At 37.4% G+C, this 20,089-nt stretch carries 15 protein-coding genes and 4 pseudogenes; 9 read left to right on the top strand and 10 right to left on the bottom strand.

The annotated features are described in order from the left end of the window. Window positions 1–165: 165 nt before the first annotated feature. The 5 genes from L950_RS07130 to L950_RS07115 form a co-directional block, all read right to left on the bottom strand. Window positions 166–933, bottom strand: coding sequence for a glycerophosphodiester phosphodiesterase family protein (locus tag L950_RS07130; RefSeq protein ID WP_231576947.1), 768 nt, complete (start codon window positions 931–933; stop codon window positions 166–168). A gap of 184 nt (window positions 934–1,117) precedes the next feature. Then, window positions 1,118–1,369: a shikimate kinase gene (locus L950_RS37155; protein WP_410528103.1), complete on the bottom strand. Its 252-nt coding sequence runs from the start codon at window positions 1,367–1,369 to the stop codon at window positions 1,118–1,120. Further along, entirely contained in the window at window positions 1,357–1,629 is a 273-nt protein-coding gene (locus L950_RS37150; RefSeq protein ID WP_410528102.1) for a shikimate kinase, read from the bottom strand. The genes L950_RS37155 and L950_RS37150 overlap by 13 nt, the downstream gene beginning before the upstream one ends. Before the next feature lie 4 nt (window positions 1,630–1,633). Then, complete coding sequence (locus tag L950_RS07120) at window positions 1,634–2,824, bottom strand: BT_3928 family protein (RefSeq protein ID WP_410528104.1); 1,191 nt, start codon at window positions 2,822–2,824, stop codon at window positions 1,634–1,636. Between the two features lies 1 nt (window position 2,825). Continuing rightward, window positions 2,826–3,371 (bottom strand): DUF1599 domain-containing protein, encoded by a 546-nt coding sequence (locus tag L950_RS07115; RefSeq protein WP_021189642.1) that lies wholly within the window; start codon window positions 3,369–3,371, stop codon window positions 2,826–2,828. Between the two features lie 187 nt (window positions 3,372–3,558). On the opposite strand from L950_RS07115, the gene L950_RS07110 reads away from it, so the two are divergent. The 8 genes and pseudogenes from L950_RS07110 to L950_RS07080 all read left to right on the top strand — a co-directional run bounded on the left by L950_RS07110 (window position 3,559) and on the right by L950_RS07080 (window position 12,334). Further along, window positions 3,559–4,356 carry a HipA family kinase gene (locus tag L950_RS07110; RefSeq protein ID WP_021189641.1) on the top strand — a complete coding sequence of 266 codons (798 nt, stop codon included), beginning with the start codon at window positions 3,559–3,561 and terminating at the stop codon, window positions 4,354–4,356. Beyond that, window positions 4,334–4,717 (top strand): DUF3037 domain-containing protein, encoded by a 384-nt coding sequence (locus L950_RS07105; RefSeq protein WP_021189640.1) that lies wholly within the window; start codon window positions 4,334–4,336, stop codon window positions 4,715–4,717. Before L950_RS07110 ends, L950_RS07105 begins: the two co-directional genes overlap by 23 nt. A gap of 65 nt (window positions 4,718–4,782) precedes the next feature. After that, the gene (locus L950_RS07100; protein ID WP_021189639.1) at window positions 4,783–5,592 is read left to right on the top strand and encodes a serine O-acetyltransferase; all 810 of its coding nucleotides are present in this window, start codon (window positions 4,783–4,785) and stop codon (window positions 5,590–5,592) included. Window position 5,593: 1 nt separating this feature from the next. Continuing rightward, a pseudogene (gene cysM, locus L950_RS07095) lies at window positions 5,594–6,465 on the top strand (cysteine synthase CysM). 742 nt (window positions 6,466–7,207) lie between these two features. Continuing rightward, window positions 7,208–8,410, top strand: a complete 1,203-nt coding sequence (locus tag L950_RS29675) for a TonB-dependent receptor plug domain-containing protein (protein WP_197086300.1) — start codon at window positions 7,208–7,210, stop codon at window positions 8,408–8,410. A gap of 109 nt (window positions 8,411–8,519) precedes the next feature. Beyond that, window positions 8,520–10,427: a SusC/RagA family TonB-linked outer membrane protein gene (locus tag L950_RS29670; RefSeq protein ID WP_197086299.1), complete on the top strand. Its 1,908-nt coding sequence runs from the start codon at window positions 8,520–8,522 to the stop codon at window positions 10,425–10,427. A gap of 12 nt (window positions 10,428–10,439) precedes the next feature. After that, a complete protein-coding gene (locus tag L950_RS29665; RefSeq protein ID WP_197086298.1) occupies window positions 10,440–10,841 on the top strand; it encodes a hypothetical protein in 402 nt (133 codons plus the stop codon). Then, entirely contained in the window at window positions 10,766–12,334 is a 1,569-nt protein-coding gene (locus L950_RS07080) for a RagB/SusD family nutrient uptake outer membrane protein (RefSeq protein WP_197086297.1), read from the top strand. The genes L950_RS29665 and L950_RS07080 overlap by 76 nt, the downstream gene beginning before the upstream one ends. Window positions 12,335–12,420: 86 nt before the next feature. On the opposite strand, the gene L950_RS07075 is transcribed toward L950_RS07080, so the two are convergent. The 3 genes and pseudogenes from L950_RS07075 to L950_RS27640 all read right to left on the bottom strand — a co-directional run bounded on the left by L950_RS07075 (window position 12,421) and on the right by L950_RS27640 (window position 15,627). After that, on the bottom strand, window positions 12,421–12,711 hold the full coding sequence (locus tag L950_RS07075) for a hypothetical protein (RefSeq protein ID WP_021189637.1): 291 nt from the start codon (window positions 12,709–12,711) through the stop codon (window positions 12,421–12,423). A 63-nt stretch (window positions 12,712–12,774) separates the two neighbouring features. Further along, a pseudogene (locus L950_RS07070) lies at window positions 12,775–15,015 on the bottom strand (Tex family protein). Between the two features lie 96 nt (window positions 15,016–15,111). After that, the gene (locus L950_RS27640) at window positions 15,112–15,627 is read right to left on the bottom strand and encodes a twin-arginine translocase TatA/TatE family subunit (protein WP_021189632.1); all 516 of its coding nucleotides are present in this window, start codon (window positions 15,625–15,627) and stop codon (window positions 15,112–15,114) included. 208 nt (window positions 15,628–15,835) lie between these two features. Between L950_RS27640 and L950_RS07060 the strand changes: the two genes are divergently transcribed. Beyond that, the gene (locus tag L950_RS07060; protein ID WP_021189631.1) at window positions 15,836–17,191 is read left to right on the top strand and encodes an MATE family efflux transporter; all 1,356 of its coding nucleotides are present in this window, start codon (window positions 15,836–15,838) and stop codon (window positions 17,189–17,191) included. 57 nt (window positions 17,192–17,248) lie between these two features. On the opposite strand, the pseudogene L950_RS07055 reads toward L950_RS07060, so the two are convergent. Next, window positions 17,249–18,639 (bottom strand): annotated as a pseudogene (locus L950_RS07055) (dihydrolipoamide acetyltransferase family protein). A 107-nt stretch (window positions 18,640–18,746) separates the two neighbouring features. Then, a pseudogene (locus tag L950_RS07050) lies at window positions 18,747–20,008 on the bottom strand (competence/damage-inducible protein A). Between the last annotated feature and the right edge of the window lie 81 nt (window positions 20,009–20,089).

Genomic DNA, 20,089 nt, shown 5'->3' with positions numbered 1-20,089 from the left:
GAGTGATACAATAAAAGTAAAGCAGCTATTCCGTTAAAGAATAAGCTGCTTTACTTTGTCCCCAATTCAATGATTGGTAATAGACAATGATAAAAGCTCGCTTACTCTAAAATATGCTATTTTTTAACCATGTTTTAGTTTTACTTGCTTCTTGTCTTACCATCGTTATTGAATAAATTTGGAAGTTATATTTCTCTTTTTTATGTAAAAGTCTAAAACGCGTCCCGCTTCTAGGGGTCTATCGGTGCTCAAAATATCTGCGCCATTTTCAATAAAGCGGGCATATAGTTGATCTCCTTTTTGTTTAGCCTGGCGGTCTAAATTTCCTAGTGTACCTAATATACACATGATACCATGTTCATGAAGTAGCTCTATTAAGTTTTTATCCGCTTCTCTGGTGCCGAGAAAGGCAATAATGCGATTATCTGGAATATCTCGATCATTGAGCCGCACTAAATCTGCTTCATTTTTTATAGGTGCAGATAGCATGAGGTCAGGGGCTAAATTATGCACAACAGCAGCCTGATTTGCGGAATACGTAATGATTATGGCATTACTTTCAGCTTTTTGACTGCGAATAGCACGGATCACCAAATCATAGGGAACTCCTTGTTTAATATCTAAGGTGAAGATGACTCTACCTTTGCCCCATGCTAAGGCTTCTTCCAAGCTCGGAATTCGATAAGGGGTTAGCTTTCCATTAGGATCTTTTAATCTTAAACCTTTTAATTCATTTTTAGTTTTAGAATCTACTGATCCCGAGCCATTAGTTGTTCTGTTTAAGTTGCTGTCATGCATCAATATTAAAGCAGAGTCCTTAGTCAACCTAACATCACATTCCACAATGACAGGTCTGTAGCTCGCGTTAAATGCAAAAGTTTCTACTGCATTTTCAGGATAACCGGTTGTAGGGCCTCCTCGATGTAAGCTGATGAGCGGATATCGGTTTTCATCGTATGTTAAAAATTGATAAAGCTCCTCTGCTGTTTTTAAATTGAGTGTTTACTACCCGCCAGAACATCCGAAGATGTGCCGGTCCGAAAGCAGGATGCTAAAAGTGCGGTTGTAAAAATTAAAAAAGGGAAGAGATTTATTCTTCTAAACATACAGTGATTTGTTATTGGTTTTTCTTTAATAAAATGATGAGATCATCTATTGGCGTATTGATATGATCAATAATTAGATGAGCTTGTTGATAAAACGGTTCTCTTTCAGTTAATTTTTCAGTAATAAAATTAAATAGTTCCTCTTCAGTTTTACCGATTAAAATAGGTCTTTTATTCGGTTTTGACTGAGACAATCTATCAAATAGCGATTTTGGTGACATCTGTAAATATACCGAAATACCATTTTCATTCATCCACTGCATGTTATCAAAAAACATGGAGAGCCACCTCCGGTAGAAACGATTGCATTTTGTTGCGCAGTTTTTAGTAACTGCTTGCGTTCTAATTCTCTAAATTTTTCTTCCCCGTGCAACTGAAAATATTCTGTGATGGACATGCCTATCTCTTTGACAATTTCATCATCAGTATCGATAAAAGGTAACTCTAATTTACTTGCTAACTTTTTGGCTAAAGTGGTTTTTCCACTTCCCATATAACCAATTAAAAAAATAGGTTTTGGCATATTATTATTTATCTAAACTTAAGTATCGCTCTTCTATATCTTTTGCATCGGGTATAGCATTGTAATGCCATTTGTCGATTACGGTTCCTGATTTTAATAAAAGTACCCCAGGATTTGCACGGATCATGCTTTTCAACGGAATAAGATCAGCATAGAATATTTCTGAAATTAAGTGTAATTTATCACTTAGGTAGTCTGAATCTTCAGAAGAACTGGCCGTCAATAACACTATTCGTAGATTGTAATCTTCAGTTAATTTTGTCGCTATTTTATTGATTTTATCTAAAGCCTCTACATTAGCTTTGGACAGGTCTTTAGCAACAATAATTAAATTATAATAAGGATTATTGATTATTTCTTGGGTATGGTCATTTCCTTCAGCATCTGTAATCAGTAGATCTGTAATCGGAATCTGATAGCCTTTCTTCACCAATTTACTTTGCGGTTCGCCAACGATTTCCCAGTTTGTGTCTTCCCAGACTTTTTCAGACATGTAAATTTTATCGGTAATGGTTTTTGTTTCCCCCGTTTTAACATTTTTCATGCTGTAGATCTGTTCATAAACATCGCCTTCTTTTCCTTCAGGTAGAACCATTAGGGATGGGATATTATTACCGATTTTATAAGGTAAAAAATCTATAAACGGTAAATACATGAACGTATAGATTCCAACGCCAAAAGATAAGACTGCTGTAAATGTTGCTACGAGGCCACGATTGGTCGGATCTTTGATGAGTGGTGTAATTTGATTGCGGTAAACAAAAATGATTAAGATCAAAGCAAGCAATACGAGATCCTTGCCAAAGGACTGCCAGGGTGTCAACGGAATAGCGTCGCCAAAACAACCACATGAAGTAACAACTTCAAAAAAAGCAGAGTAAAAAGTAAGGAAAGTGAAGAAAATGATCAGCAGTAATAAACCCCACGCTACAAGCTTTTTGTAAAAACCTAACAAAAGCCATATACCCAATATTATTTCTAGTGCACAGACAACGATAGCAATCGCTGTAGCATAGTCATTTAAAAAGTCGGTATGAAAAACATGAAAATATTCTTCGAGTTTATAACCAAAGCCAGTAGGGTCATTCGCCTTTATAAAACCGGAGAAAATAAAAAGAAGACCTGTAAAGATGCGCGCAAAGCAAAGTAGATAGTTTGTTTTTTGCGATTTATTATTGATGACTGCTGACATAATTTTAGTTTGATTGAGCTAACCCCATTTTTATAAGTGCAAAAACGGCATAATTTAACATATCTTGATAATTGGCATATATTCCTTCGGAGGCGATGGTGGCGCCGTTATTGTCTTCAATTTGTTTCACACGGTGAATTTTCATGAGTATCAGATCTGTTAACGAAGAAATCCGCATATCGCGCCATGCTTCGCCATAATCGTGATTTTTAGCAAGCATAAGGTCACGTGTTTCATTTACTTTTTCCGTGTATTTTTCATTTACAAATTCTGGACTTAAATTTTCTTCACCATCTTCACCTAATTCGAGCTGAATCATACCCATAATACAATAATTGATGATACCCACATATTCTTCCAAAATACCTTCCCCAACTTTAGATACTTTTTTGACCTCTAAAGTACGAATGCGTTGTGCTTTAATATAAATTTGATCGGTTATAGAAGGAAGTCGCATAATACGCCAGGCTGTTCCATAATCTTTCGTTTTCTTGATAAATAAATCTTGGCAGTGCTCGATAACTGTATTGTATTCCTGAGTCGTATTCATAACTATTATTTGCGTATTTCACGAGAAAGTGAGTGAACTATTGTTACAAATATAATTAGAATTAACCATTTTTATACGTCACAATTATGTCCAATTTAGCTGAATATCGCTAATAAAAAATAAAAATGTTGATATTTGATTTAAGGATTTATCGCTTGAGTATCGGTAAATTATAAAAGGATGACAGATGATAATTAAAAAACCTGAAATAAGAGAAGTTAGAATTACCCGCTACATACAGCCTTTTCGTGAAGGAGGTTCTTTGCCGGCATTGGCCGATGCAGATGATGGCTTTAGTTACGTGATTAAGTTCAGAGGTGCCGGACAGGGAAAGAAAGCTTTAATTGCAGAGTTGATAGGCGGAGAGATTGCCCGTGTTCTTAATCTCAGAATGCCTGAAATGGTTTTTGCAGATTTGGATGAATCTTTTGCCAGAACCGAACCTGATGAGGAAATTCAAGATTTATTAAAATTTAGTGTTGGCAAAAATCTAGGTGTTCATTTTTTAAATGGGGCCATTACTTTTGATGCCAATGTTGATCAGATAAGTCCTGAAGAAGCATCTCGAATTGTCTGGCTCGATGCGTTGTTGATGAATGTTGATCGTACGGTCCGTAATACAAACATGCTGATCTGGCATAAAGAATTATGGTTGATTGATCATGGAGCTTCCTTATATTTCCACCATAGTTGGGACAATTGGGAAGAGCAAGCTATAAAACCCTTTGTGCAGATAAAAGATCATGTGTTATTAAAGAACGCCAACCAAGTTGAATCGGTGGACCGACAATACCGTTCTTTATTAACCGAAGAAGTGATCCGTAATATAGTGGATATCATACCAAGTGAATGGTTAGTTGATGAATCGAGAGATTTATCTGCAGCTGAGGCGGGAGAAGTTTACGTGTCCTTTTTGATGAAGCGCTTAGCACATGCTGATCATTTTTTAAATCAAATTGAAGATGCCCGAAAAAACATTATATGAGTATGCGGTGGTACGCTTAGTACCACGTGTGGAGCGTGAAGAGTTTATTAATGTTGGTGTGGCGTTATATTGCCGGAAATACCGATTTGCAAATGTTCTGTTTGATATCGATGAAGTGCGCGCCAGATCTTTATTTCCGGATATGGATATAGAAATGATAAAGGCTCATCTTGAATCTTTTGTGAAAATATGTACAGGAGCAAAAGATGGTGGCAAATTAGCTGCGTTGGATCAGACAGAACGTTTCAGATGGTTGACCGCCAATCGAAGCACAATTATCCAGTGTTCTCCGGTACACCCCGGATTATGTGAAGATCCGGCAGAAACTTTACAACTTCTTTTTAACAAGCTGGTTTTATAAATTGTATATTTTATCTACCATATAAGTATAGTATATTTGTACTATTACATAAAGGGATTACACCCATGAATGATTTTTACGAACACATTTATCAAAAACAATTGGAGGTATTTGAAATGCCTTCCAATAAAAAAATATCAGGCTGGGCGGTAGGGATCTTAGATCTGTTATTTCCAGAGCGAAATGCAGGTGGGATAAAATCTGTCGCAGAAGTGCAACTTGCTTTTCAGCAAGCTGAGCTTGAATTAGAGCAACTGTTAAGTAAATCAAAGGCTTGTGAAGCATGTGATCACTCGCTTGTTGCACGTGATTTTTTTCAATCATTACCACAATTATATGAATTGATGTGTTCAGACGCTGACGCTTTAATCGCAGGCGATCCGGCGGCAAAGAATCAACGGGAAGTTATTCGTACATATCCCGGTTTTTTCGCAATAAGTATTTTTCGGATCGCAAATAGACTTCACCGTCTTGGTGTTCCTTTGATACCCCGTATTTTAACAGAGCACGCGCATTCGAAGACGGGTATTGATATTCATCCGGCAGCAACTATCGGCCATCATCTTTATATTGATCATGGTACAGGTTTAGTCGTAGGTGAAACCTGTGTTATCGGTAATTATGTAAAGCTTTATCAGGGGGTGACGCTAGGCGCATTGAGTGTAGAGAAAATTTTATGCAATGTGAAAAGGCATCCTACAATCGAAGATCATACCATTATTTACTCGGGAGCAACCATATTAGGTGGCGATACTGTTGTAGGCCATCACTCCGTTATCGGGGGAAATGTGTGGTTGACAAATTCTGTAGAGCCTTATACAACTGTCTATCATCAAGCAAATTCTAAATTTATAGATTCCAAACCTTTAATTTAATATGGGAAATATCATTGATACCATTGGCAATACTCCTTTAGTTGAAATCACAAAATTTCATAGTAATCGAAATGTGAAGATTTACGCTAAAATGGAAGGAAATAATCCTGCAGGTAGTGTAAAAGACCGTGCTGCATTGAATATGATTCGATCGGCTATGGAAAGAGGTGAAATTACGAAGGATACAAAGTTGATTGAAGCAACGAGTGGAAATACGGGTATTGCACTCGCTATGATTGCAGGTATTTATGGCCTAAGTTTAGAACTAGTAATGCCCGTTACTTCTACGCGCGAACGGACATTAACGATGCAGGCATTTGGTGCACAGGTCACATTATTAGAGAGCATGGAGATCTGTCGTGATTATGCGGAAGATAAAGCTGCCACAGGAGATTATTTTATTTTAAACCAGTTCGCAAATCCCGATAATTATAAAGCACATATTAAAACTACAGGTCCGGAGATCTGGCGTGATACCGGAGGAAAGATTACACATTTTGTTAGTGCAATGGGTACTACAGGTACGATAATGGGGAACTCTATATATCTGAAGGAGAAAAATCCGGAAGTACAGATCGTCGGTTGTCAACCAACTGAGGAGTCATCCATTCCGGGGATTCGTCGTTGGCCTGAGGAATATCTTCCGAAGATATTTGACGCTTCTCGTGTCGACCGTATTCTAGATATCTCGCAGAAAGAATCTACTGAGATGGCTCGTGAGTTAGTGAAAAGGAGGGTATATTTGCAGGTATGAGTTCCGGAGGAGCATTTGCAGCCGCATTGAAGGTAGCAAATGAAATTGAAGAAGGAACTATTGTATTTATTGCATGTGATCGGGGTGACCGTTATTTAAGCTCAGACTTATTTGCCTAAGTAGCATTTTTATAATTTTAAAAAAAAGAGTCATCCGTCCGGATGACTCTTTTTACCTTGCTATTTCATTTTCTAGATCTTTACTTTTTAAAAAGATTTGATGATTCTCTACTTGAAGTTATCAACATTGTGAATTAATATTGTTGATAACTATAGGGCTTGTATTTTATGTTATCCACATTTTATAACAAAAATGTGAATAAGGTATTTGCCGGATTTATTGCTTTGTGGCTGATTAAATGGTATTTAATGCTGTATTTTTTAAATTTAGGTTTTACAAAAAAAGTATTAAACATTTATACTTCTTTTGATAATCTTTTTAAACTCATTTATACTGTCCATAAATAACTAGAATATATGTGAATAGCCAAGTGTTAATAAGTGGAGTTTACTACAATTATTAACACGTTATGTTAGTTATTAACATTAAATTGTTAATAACTTATTGCAACTAAACATCTGTTACACGGTAAAAAAACTCTTCAACTTTTACTTTCCTGGTAATGAGAAATTTAACTATTTTTTTTATAAAAGGATATATTTTTCTTTTTAGACAACTTTAATTTGATATAACTTAGTTGGTGTACATAATACAGCCTTAGTGTTTTGTATACATTACCAATTTAAACCGATTAAATTAAATAACGGTCTTGTTTAATAGACTATTGGTATACTTCCAATAGAAACAGTCTGTTTACCTAATTTAATTAACATCAACTATTTTAAACCAAACTAAAAAATTATGAGCAATCTTAATTTAGGTCAACAGCAATGGAAGAAAGCCTTTTGGATGGGAGCTATCGTCTCTTTATCTACAATCTGCCAATCACCAGTGCTTGCAAATCCAAAGAGTTTAACTTTTATGAGTTCGGCTCAAGAAAAGATTTCAGTTAGTGGCATTGTCACTAATACAGATGATGGTTCACCAATTGAGGGTGTCACTGTATCTGTTGTAGGGACAAATATCGCTACCAAGACAAATCAAAAAGGGGAGTACGTTTTGACAAATGTTCCAAGTGACGGAAAGTTGAATTTTCGAATGATCGGAATGACTTCTACAGATGAAGAAGTTAAAGGAAGAACCAGCATTATGGTGAGTCTCATTAGTTCCAGCGCCAACCTAGAAGAAGTGGTTGTCGTTGGTTATGGGGTGCAAAAGAAGGAAACTGTTACAGGATCTGTAGTCGCTGTAAAAGGTTCTGAACTATCAAAATCACCAGCTCTCAATGTTTCCAATGCTTTAGCAGGCCGGGTGCCGGGGGTAATTGCGACGAATGGATCTGCAGAACCCGGCTATGATGGGTCAACTATAAGTATCCGCGGAACCAATACCTTAGGAAATTCGAGTCCACTAATTGTTATTGATGGAATTCCCGCGCGCCAAGGTGGTTTTGAACGATTAAATCCGGCAGATATTGATAATATTTCAGTTTTAAAAGATGCCTCTGCAGCCATTTATGGTGCCAGAGCGGCAAATGGAGTTATTTTGGTAACGACAAAAAGGGGAACAAACGGAAAACCTAAATTATCGTATAATTTTAATAAGGGATTTTCACAACCGACGGTCATTCCAAAACTGACAGATGCCGTTGAATATTCCGAATTGCGAAACGAACTCGAGATTTATAAATTACCGGTAGCAGAGTGGGCAGCGGCACAAAATGCCTTCAAAACGACCGGTACTTTTATCCGTCCAAACAGTACAACCGTTTCCGCTCCTTTTACACCAGAAGATGTTCAATTATTTAAAGATGGCAGCGATCCCTGGGGACATCCTAATACAGATTGGTATGGGGAAACCTTAAAGAATTGGTCTCCTCAAGAGAAGCATAATGTCCAGATTACCGGAGGAAATGATGCGGTGAAATATCTAACTTCAATTGGATATCAGAATCAAGATGCCTACTATAAAAATCTGCAACCGGATATAAGCAATATGACTTAAGAATTAACTTGGATGCCAAGATAAGTAAATACATCACAACCAAATTTGGAGTTTTGGGGCGTCAAGAAAATAGAAATTTCCCAACCAAAGGAGCGGTACCATCTTTAGAATGTTGATGCGAGGTAACCCTACACAACCTGCTTATTGGCCAAATGGAATGCCTGGACCTGACATTGAAAATGGTGAAAATCCGGTGGTGATCACGACTAACGAAACAGGTTATGAACGCGATAAAAGATATTATTTTCAAACCAATGGACAGATTGATATCACAATTCCTTGGATAGAAGGTTTGAAGTTTTCTGGTAATGCAGCTGTCGATAAATACATTAAGAAAATTAAACGTTGGGAGACGCCGTGGTACCTGTATACTTGGCAGGGAGCTTATGAAGCTGATGGAGTAACTCCACAATTGGTACCGGGCAAAAGAGGTCCGGCAGATCCACGGTTAAACCAATCTGATGAAGATCAGTTGAATATATTGCTGGGCGGTGTGCTGACTTATGATAAGGTCATTGGTGATCACACGTTCAATATACTAGCTGGGGTAAACAGAGAAACAATCCAAAATGATAACTTTTCAGCTTATCGACGTTATTTCTTGTCAGATAATATTGATTATTTATTTGCTGGTGGTGATGCTGAGAAGAATAATGATGGTAGTGCATGGCAGCGAGCAAGATTGAATTATTTCGGAAGGGTAAATTACAATTATAAATCGAAATACATTGCTGAGTTGCTATGGCGTTATGATGGTTCTTATATGTTCCCTCAGAAAACGCGTTACGGATTTTTTCCTGGCGCAATGTTGGGATGGGTAGCATCAGAAGAAAAGTTTTGGAAAGATAATATCAAAGTTGTCAATTATTTTAAAGTTCGTGCTTCTTACGGTCAGATGGGTAATGATAATGTTGAATATGATAATATTCTTCAAGAATATCAATATTTTTCAACGTATAAATTTGGATCTTATATTCTTGGCGATGAAATGATTAAAACTCTATACGAAAGCCGTGTCCCAAATAATTTCATTACTTGGGAGGTTGCTAATAACTATAATTTAGGTATTGATGCGCAGCTTTTGGGGGGCAAGATTAACTTTGAGTTTGATGTTTTTAAAAATAGAAGAAACTCAATCCTATGGAGACGTAATGCATCTATTCCTCAAAGTACGGGTATGACGCTACCTGCTGAGAACATCGGCAAAGTTGATAACAAAGGATGGGAGTTTAATTTAGGTTATCGCGATCAGAAAGGCGATTGGGGATATAGTGCTTCCATCAATGGCGGGTATGCTAAAAATAAAATTGTATTCTGGGATGAAGCTGCTGGAGCACCATCTTGGCAGCAGACAACTGGTAGAGTGATCAATTCCGGGTTGTATTATCAATATGATGGTGTATTTAAAAGTCAGGAAGAGATCAACTCTAATACCTTGGATTATTCGGCAATTACGAATAATCTAAGACCTGGTGATATGAAGTATAAAGATTATGATGGAGACGGAAAGATTACGCCGGATGATCGTGTGCGGACAAATAAGAATACTAATCCAACTTTTCAAGGTGGTTTGAATCTGGGATTACGGTATAAGAATTTTGATCTATCCATCTTATTTCAAGGGGCTATGGGTGGAGAAGTTCGGATAGCGACAGATGAATCTGGTGCAATTGGTAATTACTTACATGAATTTTACGAAAATAGATGGACGATCGATAATCCTAGTTCTGAACATCCGCGTATCACCGATCGTTCGGATCAGTATTATTCCAAAGACAATACCTATTGGTTGCATTCAAACAATTACCTGCGTCTAAAAAATGTGGAAATAGGATATAATCTAAGTGCGAAACTTGTGGAACGCTTAGGTATTTCAAGTTTTAGAGTTTATGCGAGCGGTATGAACTTAGTTACTTGGTCCAAATTGAAAATGTATGATCCTGAATCGACTAATACTTTAGGACATTACTATCCTCAAGCTCGATTAATCAACACCGGGATACTTTTATCTTTTTAATTCGCTATCATTATGAAAACAATAAAATTATTTTATATACCGATTTCTGCATTATTATTTACAGGATTATTTGCCAGCTGTAATGATGATTTTGTCAATACCAAACCATTGGCAGAGGTTCCAAAAGAGCTTGTATGGACTGATGCAGGACTCGCTCAAGCATTTGTAAATGATCTATATAATGGATTTGGACAGGGAGGTTTTAATGAACAGATGTTAGCTTCGTTAACAGACGAGTCCATGTTTACCCATCCGGGTAGAGGAATCAATACCATTACGGAGAGTAGGTCCAATCCAGCGGATCAGGCTGGATTGTTGATTCATATGAGTATGGGAATATGTACAAGCGTATCCGCGCGACTAATATTGCGATCGAAAATCTTATTACGCCAAAATTCAATAATGAAGCGCTAGCGAAACAGATGTTGGGAGAGGCTTATTTCTTAAGAGCCTATTACTATCAGCAACTTTTGCGTTTCTATGGTGCAATTCCATTGATTACCAAGATTTATACGCTTGAAGATACGGATTATACTGCTGCTCGAAATACGTATGAAGAGTGCGTCAATTTCATTGTTAAAGATTGCGAACAGGCAGTTACTTTATTGAGTGGGGTGGCAAAAGTAGATGGTCGTACCAATGAGGCTGCAGCTTTAGCTCTAAAAGCTCGTGTGTTACTTTATGCGGCTTCCGATTTGCATGATGTACCAACGGCAAAGACCAAATCTTCAACTATATCAGCATATGCTAACCCAGAACTGCTAGGTTATGTATCTGGAAATCGTACAGAGAGATGGACAAAAGCTAAAGCAGCAGCAAAGGCGGTGCTGGATAAATCTGAACTGGCATATAAACTAAACTTATCAGAACCGGTTTCTCCTTTAGAAGGGAGAGCAAATTATATCGCGTTAGCGATGGGAGGGAATTCAAAAATTGCCGATGCTGATGCAAAACGGGATTTAATTTTAGGAAGATTCTTTAATGACTTGAAAGATGAAGGTGGTGCTTATGTAGGGCGTAACAATGGACCTAATGGCTATCATAACTGGGCAGGGAATAGTCCTACGCAATTGCTGGTTGATGATTATGAAACTTTGTCCGGTGAAAAATTTAATTGGAATAATTCTGTTCACGCAGCAAACATATATACCAATCGTGATCCTCGCCTTGGAGCTTCTATATTATATGACGGTGCTACTTGGAAACCAAGAACAGATGATGTTAAGAAGAGAGATCCTGCGAATCAAATCCAAACAGGTCAATATGAGGTAATCAATGATAAGGGAGCGAAAGTCATCCAGTATGGGTTAGATACGCGTAATTCTCCGGTTGAAGATTGGAATGGTAGTTATACGGGATATTATATGCGTAAGTTTGTTGATGCGGATCCTGCGATTGTTGATCAAAATACCAGACAACGTGTGCCGTGGCCAGTACTTCGTTATACTGAGGCCGTACTGAATTATGCAGAAGCTTGTCTTGAATTGGGAGAGGATGCTGAAGCACGTACATGGCTCAATAAAATTCGGTTCAGATCCGGAATGCCTGCAATTGATAACGATGAATCTGGACAAAAATTAAAAGATCGGTACCGTAATGAAAGACGTGTTGAATTGGCTTATGAGGAACACCGCTTCTTTGATACACGCCGTTGGATGAATGCCAAGGAAACGATAGGGAGACAAGTTACTTTAATTAATATTTTTGGGACTTTAAAAGCGGGTAAGCTTGTGAGTCTTTACCAATATAATACAGACAATTATAGCTACTCTTATAAAGTGAATACAATTGCACCTGGGATAGAAAATAGAAATTGGTTGGATAAAATGTATTTCATATCCATTCACCGAGATGAAATGAATAGAAATACCAAGTTGATTCAAACCCGGGTTACTAGTTTTAATTAGCTAATTAATAAATGGGTTATCTTGAGTAAGTCATGACTTTAATTATAAAAGTTTCATCGTGCTTATTTGAGATAACCTTTTTTTTGTTAAAATAAATGAATGCGAACCAATTGTTCCCATTCGTCGTCAAGTGAGCCTATAAATTCAGATTTCTTAGCTCGGTTATACCAGTAGCGTGCATTCCAAAGATCTTTTTCTTTGCGGTGTAGGTAAGCATGCACATGTGCCGATTTTGAATCTTGTAGATGATCGATTAAATCATGGGCTTTTTGCCAATCACCTTTTTTATCCCACCAAAGTGATTCGAGCCATATAGAAAGTTCAGACGGTGGAACTGCCAATACGGTGGAAGATGAAAATTTTTCAAATGTTAACATGCTTCTAAAATAGCGAATAATGTCAACATAAAAGGGTGATTTTATTAAAATCACCCTTTTATGTTATTTAAATCTGCTTGCTAATGCGGCTAATTTTGAAGCCATATCAGTCTCAGGTTCTTTTTCTTTTCGCTCTTTGTTGTGACTTTTTGGCTCACGCTTCTGTTTTGGTGATGAGGTTGCGTCATTTGTTTTCATAGAAAGGCCGATACGATTTCTTTTCTCATCAATTTCGGTTACTGTAACCTCTACATGTTGTTGTACTTTTACTACTTCGTGCGGATCAGAAATAAAACGGTTCGACAGTTGCTCAAATGTACCAGTCCATCTTGGTGAACGCCAATATCAACGAAAGCACCAAAATTGGTAATATTAGTGATGATACCCGGTAATTTCATTCCTACCCTTAAATCCGATACTGCATTTACACCATCAGTAAAAGCGAAAGCTTCGAATTTTTCACGTGGATCCAGTCCTGGTTTTGCCAATTCGGCGATAATATCATTCAGTGTCGGAAGACCAACTTCATCTGAAATATAATTTTTTAGTGGTATTGTTTTCCTTAGTTCGGCATTATTCAACAGCTCCTGAACACTTGTTTTAAGATCTTTAGCCATTTGCTCGACTAATTTATAGCGTTCAGGATGTACTGCTGATGAATCTAAAGGATTTTCAGCATTGCGAATTCGTAAAAATCCGGCGGCCTGTTCAAAAGCTTTATCTCCCAACCTAGGTACTTCTTCAATTCACGACGTGATTTGAAAGGTCCGTTTTCTTTTCTGTAATTGATGATTGATTGTGCCAAAGCAGGACCTAAACCAGATACGTAAGCTAGAATTTGTTTTGATGCGGTATTTAATTCAACACCTACATTATTCACACAGCTCATAACTGTATCGTCTAGTGAGCTCTGTAATTTGTTTTGATCAACGTCATGTTGATATTGTCCTACACCGATCGATTTTGGATCGATTTTCACTAACTCTGCTAACGGATCCATCAACCTGCGACCAATAGAGACAGCGCCACGCACCGTAATATCCTGATCCGGGAATTCATCTCGTGCAGTTTCTGATGCAGAATAAATAGAAGCGCCACTTTCATTAACCATCACAATAGTAACTTGATCTAGATTCAGTTTACGGATGAAATCTTCTGTTTCCCGACCTGCTGTACCATTGCCGATAGCAATGGCTTCGATATCATATTTTTTACCAAGTAAGGTATAGTCCGCGTTGCTTCTGCCAGACCTCCGGCACCACTATGTGGAAATATAGCAGTATTTTCTAGTAAAGCACCTTGCTGATCCAACACGACAGTTTTACAGCCCGTTCTAAATCCAGGATCGATTGCTAAAATTCTTTTCTGTCCTAATGGGGCCGCCAAAAGTAGTTGACGTACATTATCTGCAAATACTTTGATAGCTTCTTCATCCGCTTTCTGACGTGTCAAAACTCGAATTTCAGTTTCCATAGAAGGTTTTAATAGTCTCTTAAAGCTATCTGTTAAGGCTAAGCGAACTTGCGCAGCTGCTTCATTATTCGCTTTGATATAAATGTGGTCAATTGCAGGAATAACTTCTTCTTCAGCAACTTCGATATCCAAATAAAGAAGTTCCTCTTTCTCACCACGTCGCATGGCCAAGACACGATGTGAAGGTGCATTTTTTAATGATTCTGACCATTCGTAATAATCTTTATATTTTAATGCAGCTTCTTCTTTTCCTGGAACTACTCGAGATACAAATTGACCTTTGTCCACAAAAATTTTACGCGCTTTATCTCTTACTTCAGCATTTTCAGCAATAGTCTCTGCAATAATATCGCGGGCACCTGATAGTGCCTCCTCGATCGAGTTGACACCTTTTTCTTCATCAATAAGTGATGCCGCTAAATCGGTGAAATCTGTACGTTCCTGCGCTAATAGCAGGTCAGCAAGCGGTTGCAGTCCCTTTTCTCTGGCCATACTTGCACGTGTTTTACGCTTAGGCTTATAGGGAAGGTAAATGTCTTCTAGATTTGCCATCGTCTCTACATTCTGGATTTTTAACGCTAGTTCTGGAGTTAATTTTCCTTGATCTGAGATGGATTTTAAGATGGCTTCCCTTCTTTTATCTAAGTCACGTAATTGCTGAATACGGTCACGGATGGTCGTAATTTGTACTTCATCTAGACTGCCCGTCATCTCTTTTCTATAACGTGAGATAAAGGGTACAGTAGCACCTTCATCTAATAATCCGATTGTTGTTTGTACTTGTTTTTCGCTAATCGCTAATTCCTTCGAAACTATAATTTCGTGTGTCATAAATAGGGAATGTAATATTTATTAAAATAGAAAGCTGCTGGAAATAATCCAACAGCTTTATTTGACGATATCTTATTGAAAATAATAGGCTTAAACTTATGCTTCTTTAGAAGGCTCTTCTGCTTTTTTAGCTGGATCAACTGCTGTTTTTTCAACAGATTCAGTTGTATTATCCTCAGTTGCCGCTGTTTGTCCGTTATCTGCAAAATGATCGTTGTAACCATATTGAAAATGGTTTGGCTCTTCACCATATTCAGGCTGACGGCTATACTGCATAGTCCCTTCAGGTGGTGTAAACTGAGGCGTCTTCTTTTCGGATTCTTCTTTGTTTTCAGCTTCAGCTTCTTCTTTTACTTTTTGTTCTGCTGCTTGAGCTTCTGCCAAAGGATTTTCCTCTATTTTTAAATCAATGTCTTTTTCGAAATTATTAATTTGATCGGAAATTTCTCTTTTGATACCTTCTGAAGCATCTTTAAACTCTCTGATCCCACGCCCTAGACCTCTTGCCAATTCAGGAAGTTTTTTACCCCCAAATAATAAAAGAGCGATGACCAGAATCAACATCATTTCTGATGTTCCTATGTTAAGAAATGCAAATATTTGACTGTACATTTTACTATCGTTTTAATAAATTATAAATGCTAAGTTACAGCAATATTTTAAAAATGAAATAGTGTTTAAGGAAATATTAACATTTCAATTGTAAAAATTTAGTGTGCTAATTTGACATTTTCATTATGATTTATTGATAGATAAGAAATGTAGGATTGGGAAAAATCTCGTACTTTTGGAATCTTTTCAAATTAAGTAGCGGGAAAATATGTTGAAGCGATTAAAATCTTACAAGCCTTATTATTGGAGCACTTTTATACTGGCAGGACCAGTTGTGATCTCCCAACTTGGTCATACCATGGTACATATGGCAGACAGTGTCATTGTAGGGCATTTTGCAGGTACAGTTCCTTTGGCTGCGGTATCATTGGTCAATGCGGTCTTTATGGTCGTTATGGTTATTGGTTTGGGTATTGCTTACGGAATTACCCCATTAATTGCTCAGGAAAATGGACGTGGTAATAAAGAAGAATGTGCCAAGTTGCTTTCGAATAGTATTTGGATGAATGCCATAGCAGGGATACTCTTATTTTGCCTCGTATATTTTGGTTCTATGTTGGCTATTGATCATCTAGACCAAGATCCTGCGGTGGTAAAAGAGGCGAAACCTTATTTACTTATTCTGAGTTTATCTATTTTTCCTTTGATGATTTTCAGTGCATTTAAGCAATTTGCTGAAGGTTTAGGTTTTACTAAACAAGCCATGAATATTACTATATGGGGCAATGTTCTGAACATTATCTTGGCCGTTATTTTTGTTAAAGGAATGTTTGGTATCAAACCTATGGGAGTCAGTGGGGTAGGATACAGTACGTTGATCGACCGTATTATGATGATGGTCGTCATGTTGTTCTATGTTATGAAATCTTCTTATTTTCAGCCTTATATCAGTAAATTTAAACTATGGGCTGTTGATCTTATCCGGGTTCGAAAAATCTTAAAAATAGGAGCACCTGTTGCCATGCAATATGTCTTTGAAATCGGCGCATTTGCAGGGGCCTCATTGATTGCTGGTACTATTGGTGCTGTTGAGCAAGCTTCACATCAGGTTGCTATTCAATTAGCTGCTATGACTTATATGATGGCAAGTGGAATTGCGGCGGCTGCAACTATTAAAACAGGGAATAGCTTTGGTAACAAAAACTTCTTTCGTTTACAGCGTTTTGCAGTTTCCTCTTATCAATTGGTTTTAGTATTTATGATACTGACGGCTTCACTTTTTGCTATCTTTAATAACTACCTTCCTTTTATTTTTACGCAGGACATGGCAGTCGTTACTATTGCAGCTCACTTGTTGATTATAGCTGGATTATTTCAGCTTTTTGATGGAACTCAGGTTGTAGGTTTAGGCATATTAAGAGGTATGGGGGATGTCAATATCCCGACATTAATCACTTTTATTGCCTATTGGATCATCGGATTGCCAAGTGGATATTTTATGGGAGTTCATTTAGGAATGGGCGTAGAAGGAATCTGGTATGGTTTAACTTTGGGCTTGCTCACATCGTCTGTTTTATTATACTGGCGTTACCGTATTGTAATTCATAAACATTTGAATGCTTAGCATAACAAAAAGGCTTCTTTTAATTTAAAAGAAGCCTTTTTGTTATGCTATAAAACGTTAGATTTCGCGATTAATATCCCAGTTCTCTAAATAATCGGCCACTCTTTTCAAAAATGTTCCTCCCAATGCTCCATCTATGACACGGTGATCATAAGATAGCGAAAGATACATCATCTGTCTGATACCAATTAGATCACCATGTTCTGTTTCAATAACAGCAGGTTTCTTTTTAATAGTACCAACGGCCAGAATAGCTGCTTGAGGCTGATTGATAATGGGGGTACCCATGATATTTCCAAAAGCACCAATATTAGTAAAGGTAAATGTCCCACCTTGGGTATCATCAGGTTTTAACTTGTTAGCACGTGAGCGATTAGCCAGATCATTGACAGATTTGCTAAGTCCCACTAAGCTTAATTGATCTGCATTTTTGATTACAGGAACAATTAGATTACCATTTGGAAGTGCGGCGGCCATTCCAATATTGATATTTTTCTTTTTGATAATATGATTCCCATCAACAGAAATATTAACCATAGGGAAGTCTTTTAGCGCTTTAGCGATTGCTTCAATAAAAATAGGAGTGAAGGTGATATTTTCGCCATCTCTCTTTTTATACACCTCTTTCGCCTTATTGCGCCAGTTGACCAAATTAGTAACATCTGCTTCCACAAAAGAACATACATGTGGTGAAGTCTGTACACTTTTCACCATATGATCTGCGATGATCTTGCGCATACGGTCCATCTCGATGATTTCATCCCCGCCTGAATTTATAGTATGAGCAGTTTCAACTGGAGTTGCAGCATACTGTTCTTTTTTCTCGGGAACAACAGTTGCTACTGGTTGAGTTGCACGTGTGCTAGTATAATCAGTGCCAGTCTGCTCTCTTTTGCGTGTTACATATTTTAAAATATCTTCTTTGGTTACACGTCCCTCAGAACCTGTTCCAACAACCTGATCTAACTCTTGTTGACTTAAGCCTTCATGAGAAGCTATATTTTTGACTAAAGGAGAATAGAATCTAATTCCATTATGAATGCTGGACTGATGATTTTCAATAGCAGGTTGAATCTGATTTAATCCTGGTATTTCTATTTTTTATCTTCAATCTGAATCGTAGTCGGAGTAACTTCTATTTTGTCTTGATTTTTCTCTAATGCTGATTGTGTATCTACTGTTGGAGATTCTATTCCATCTTGGTCACCTTCGATCTCAATAATGGCAATTATATCACCTACTTGTGCAACTTGATCAATTGAAAAAAGTTGTTCTTTTAATATTCCTTTTACTGGAGAAGGTACATCCGAATCGACTTTATCAGTTGCTATTTCTAAAATTGCTTCATCTTCACTAATGGTATCACCTGGTTGTTTTAACCATTTTGTTACAGTAGCTTCAGATACACTTTCCCCCATTTTAGGAAGTAATAATTTATATAATGCCATAATAATTCAACTGCAATCCTTTTAAATACTAAGTTAGTTATTTTAAGGTTTATATTTTACAAAGTAAAATATAATTTTTGATAAATCAATTTTTGCGGAATAATATTTTACAAATCAATGCCTATCTGATGTTCTTTGACAAGTGATTGCCAAAGCATGAAAAGCGCTAATTGTCTGGTTCGTTCGATATTTATTGTTCTGTCATTTTGAAATTGGAACTTTCTGGCAATGGTTTCTTTTTCACCGGCAATTGCGATCCAAACTGTACCTACCGGCTTTTCTGGAGTACCTCCTGTTGGCCCTGCAATTCCACTGGTTGCAACCGCGTAGTTTGTATCAAATTTATGTTTAGCACCTTGAGCCATTTCAATAACAGTCTGTTCACTTACTGCTCCGTATTGACTCAGTGTTTCTTCTTTAACATCCAAAGCTGTTGCTTTAGCTTATTCGAATAAGGAACGGTACCACCCACATACATCGTACTACAGCCAGGCACTGCCGTTATCATAGCGGCAAGACTGCCTCCCGTACAGCTTTCTGCTGTTGTTAACGTTAACTGGAGACGAATAAATTTGTGAATTAAAAACTTTTCTATTGAGGTGTCATGATTTGCAATGACATGATCAGCAAGTCTGTCGATCAGCTTACTTGCGAATTCTTTTGTTTCTTTTGTAATGTCGTCTTTATGAGATCCAGTTCCCGATAGCCGTAACCTAACAAAGGCAAGGGTGGGCAAGTATGCGAGTTTAATATGTGCAGGTAATTCAGATTCTAGATCCGCTATTTTTTCAGCGAGATAAGATTCACCAATTCCTCCAACGATAATATTTTCCTGTGCCAGATAAGTTGTGTTATCTTGTTTACAAAGTATGGGTAATACTTGTGTGTTCATGAGATGTTTCATTTCAAAAGGAACACCAGGCATAAAGATATAGGTGGTAGCACCTTTTTTTATGAGCATACCCGGAGCAGTACCGTATTGATTGAACAGGATAGTACATCCTTTTAACACATCCGCTTGCTGTCTGTTGATTTCCAGCATTTCTTTTCCACGAGCTTCAAAAAATTGCGTTACATGCTGTAAGACTTTTTCATCGCGTTGCAGGAAAATATTAAAATACTTCGCCGCAGTTTGCTTGGTTATATCATCTTTCGTAGGACCTAATCCCCCTGTAATAAGTACAACATCCGTCTGATCCTGACTATTGGATAATGCATTGAAGATGGCTTCCTCTTTGTCCGAGATCGAAAGGATCTGTGTTACGGAGATATTATTGTTTTGAAGCTGAGTCGCTATCCAGGCTGAATTGGTATCAATAATTTGACCGATCAGGATTTCATCTCCTATGGTTATAATTTGTGCTTTCATGGATATATAATAAAAGAAACGTACTGGTGTTGCGAGCAAAAGCTACCGAATTTCAACGTTGAATCTTTTAGGTCAATTAAA

The sequence above is a fragment of the Sphingobacterium sp. IITKGP-BTPF85 genome (assembly GCF_001006065.1).
GTDB lineage: Bacteria > Bacteroidota > Bacteroidia > Sphingobacteriales > Sphingobacteriaceae > Sphingobacterium > Sphingobacterium anhuiense.
The sequence above is the reverse complement of the archived record's forward strand: the minus strand, read 5'-3'. Positions and strand labels throughout refer to the sequence as shown.

What these genes read in the sequence shown, in the direction of transcription:
- L950_RS29670 (WP_197086299.1), top strand. Translation starts at nt 8,520, where the DNA reads ATGTTGATGCGAGGTAACCCTACACAACCTGCTTATTGGCCAAATGGA.
- L950_RS07080 (WP_197086297.1), top strand. Translation starts at nt 10,766, where the DNA reads ATGTACAAGCGTATCCGCGCGACTAATATTGCGATCGAAAATCTTATT.
- L950_RS07105 (WP_021189640.1), top strand. Translation starts at nt 4,334, where the DNA reads ATGCCCGAAAAAACATTATATGAGTATGCGGTGGTACGCTTAGTACCA.
- L950_RS27640 (WP_021189632.1), bottom strand. Translation starts at nt 15,627, where the DNA reads ATGTACAGTCAAATATTTGCATTTCTTAACATAGGAACATCAGAAATG.
- L950_RS07075 (WP_021189637.1), bottom strand. Translation starts at nt 12,711, where the DNA reads ATGTTAACATTTGAAAAATTTTCATCTTCCACCGTATTGGCAGTTCCA.
- L950_RS07100 (WP_021189639.1), top strand. Translation starts at nt 4,783, where the DNA reads ATGAATGATTTTTACGAACACATTTATCAAAAACAATTGGAGGTATTT.
- L950_RS29675 (WP_197086300.1), top strand. Translation starts at nt 7,208, where the DNA reads ATGAGCAATCTTAATTTAGGTCAACAGCAATGGAAGAAAGCCTTTTGG.
- L950_RS29665 (WP_197086298.1), top strand. Translation starts at nt 10,440, where the DNA reads ATGAAAACAATAAAATTATTTTATATACCGATTTCTGCATTATTATTT.
- L950_RS07115 (WP_021189642.1), bottom strand. Translation starts at nt 3,371, where the DNA reads ATGAATACGACTCAGGAATACAATACAGTTATCGAGCACTGCCAAGAT.
- L950_RS07060 (WP_021189631.1), top strand. Translation starts at nt 15,836, where the DNA reads ATGTTGAAGCGATTAAAATCTTACAAGCCTTATTATTGGAGCACTTTT.
- L950_RS37150 (WP_410528102.1), bottom strand. Translation starts at nt 1,629, where the DNA reads ATGCCAAAACCTATTTTTTTAATTGGTTATATGGGAAGTGGAAAAACC.
- L950_RS37155 (WP_410528103.1), bottom strand. Translation starts at nt 1,369, where the DNA reads ATGCAGTGGATGAATGAAAATGGTATTTCGGTATATTTACAGATGTCA.
- L950_RS07110 (WP_021189641.1), top strand. Translation starts at nt 3,559, where the DNA reads ATGATAATTAAAAAACCTGAAATAAGAGAAGTTAGAATTACCCGCTAC.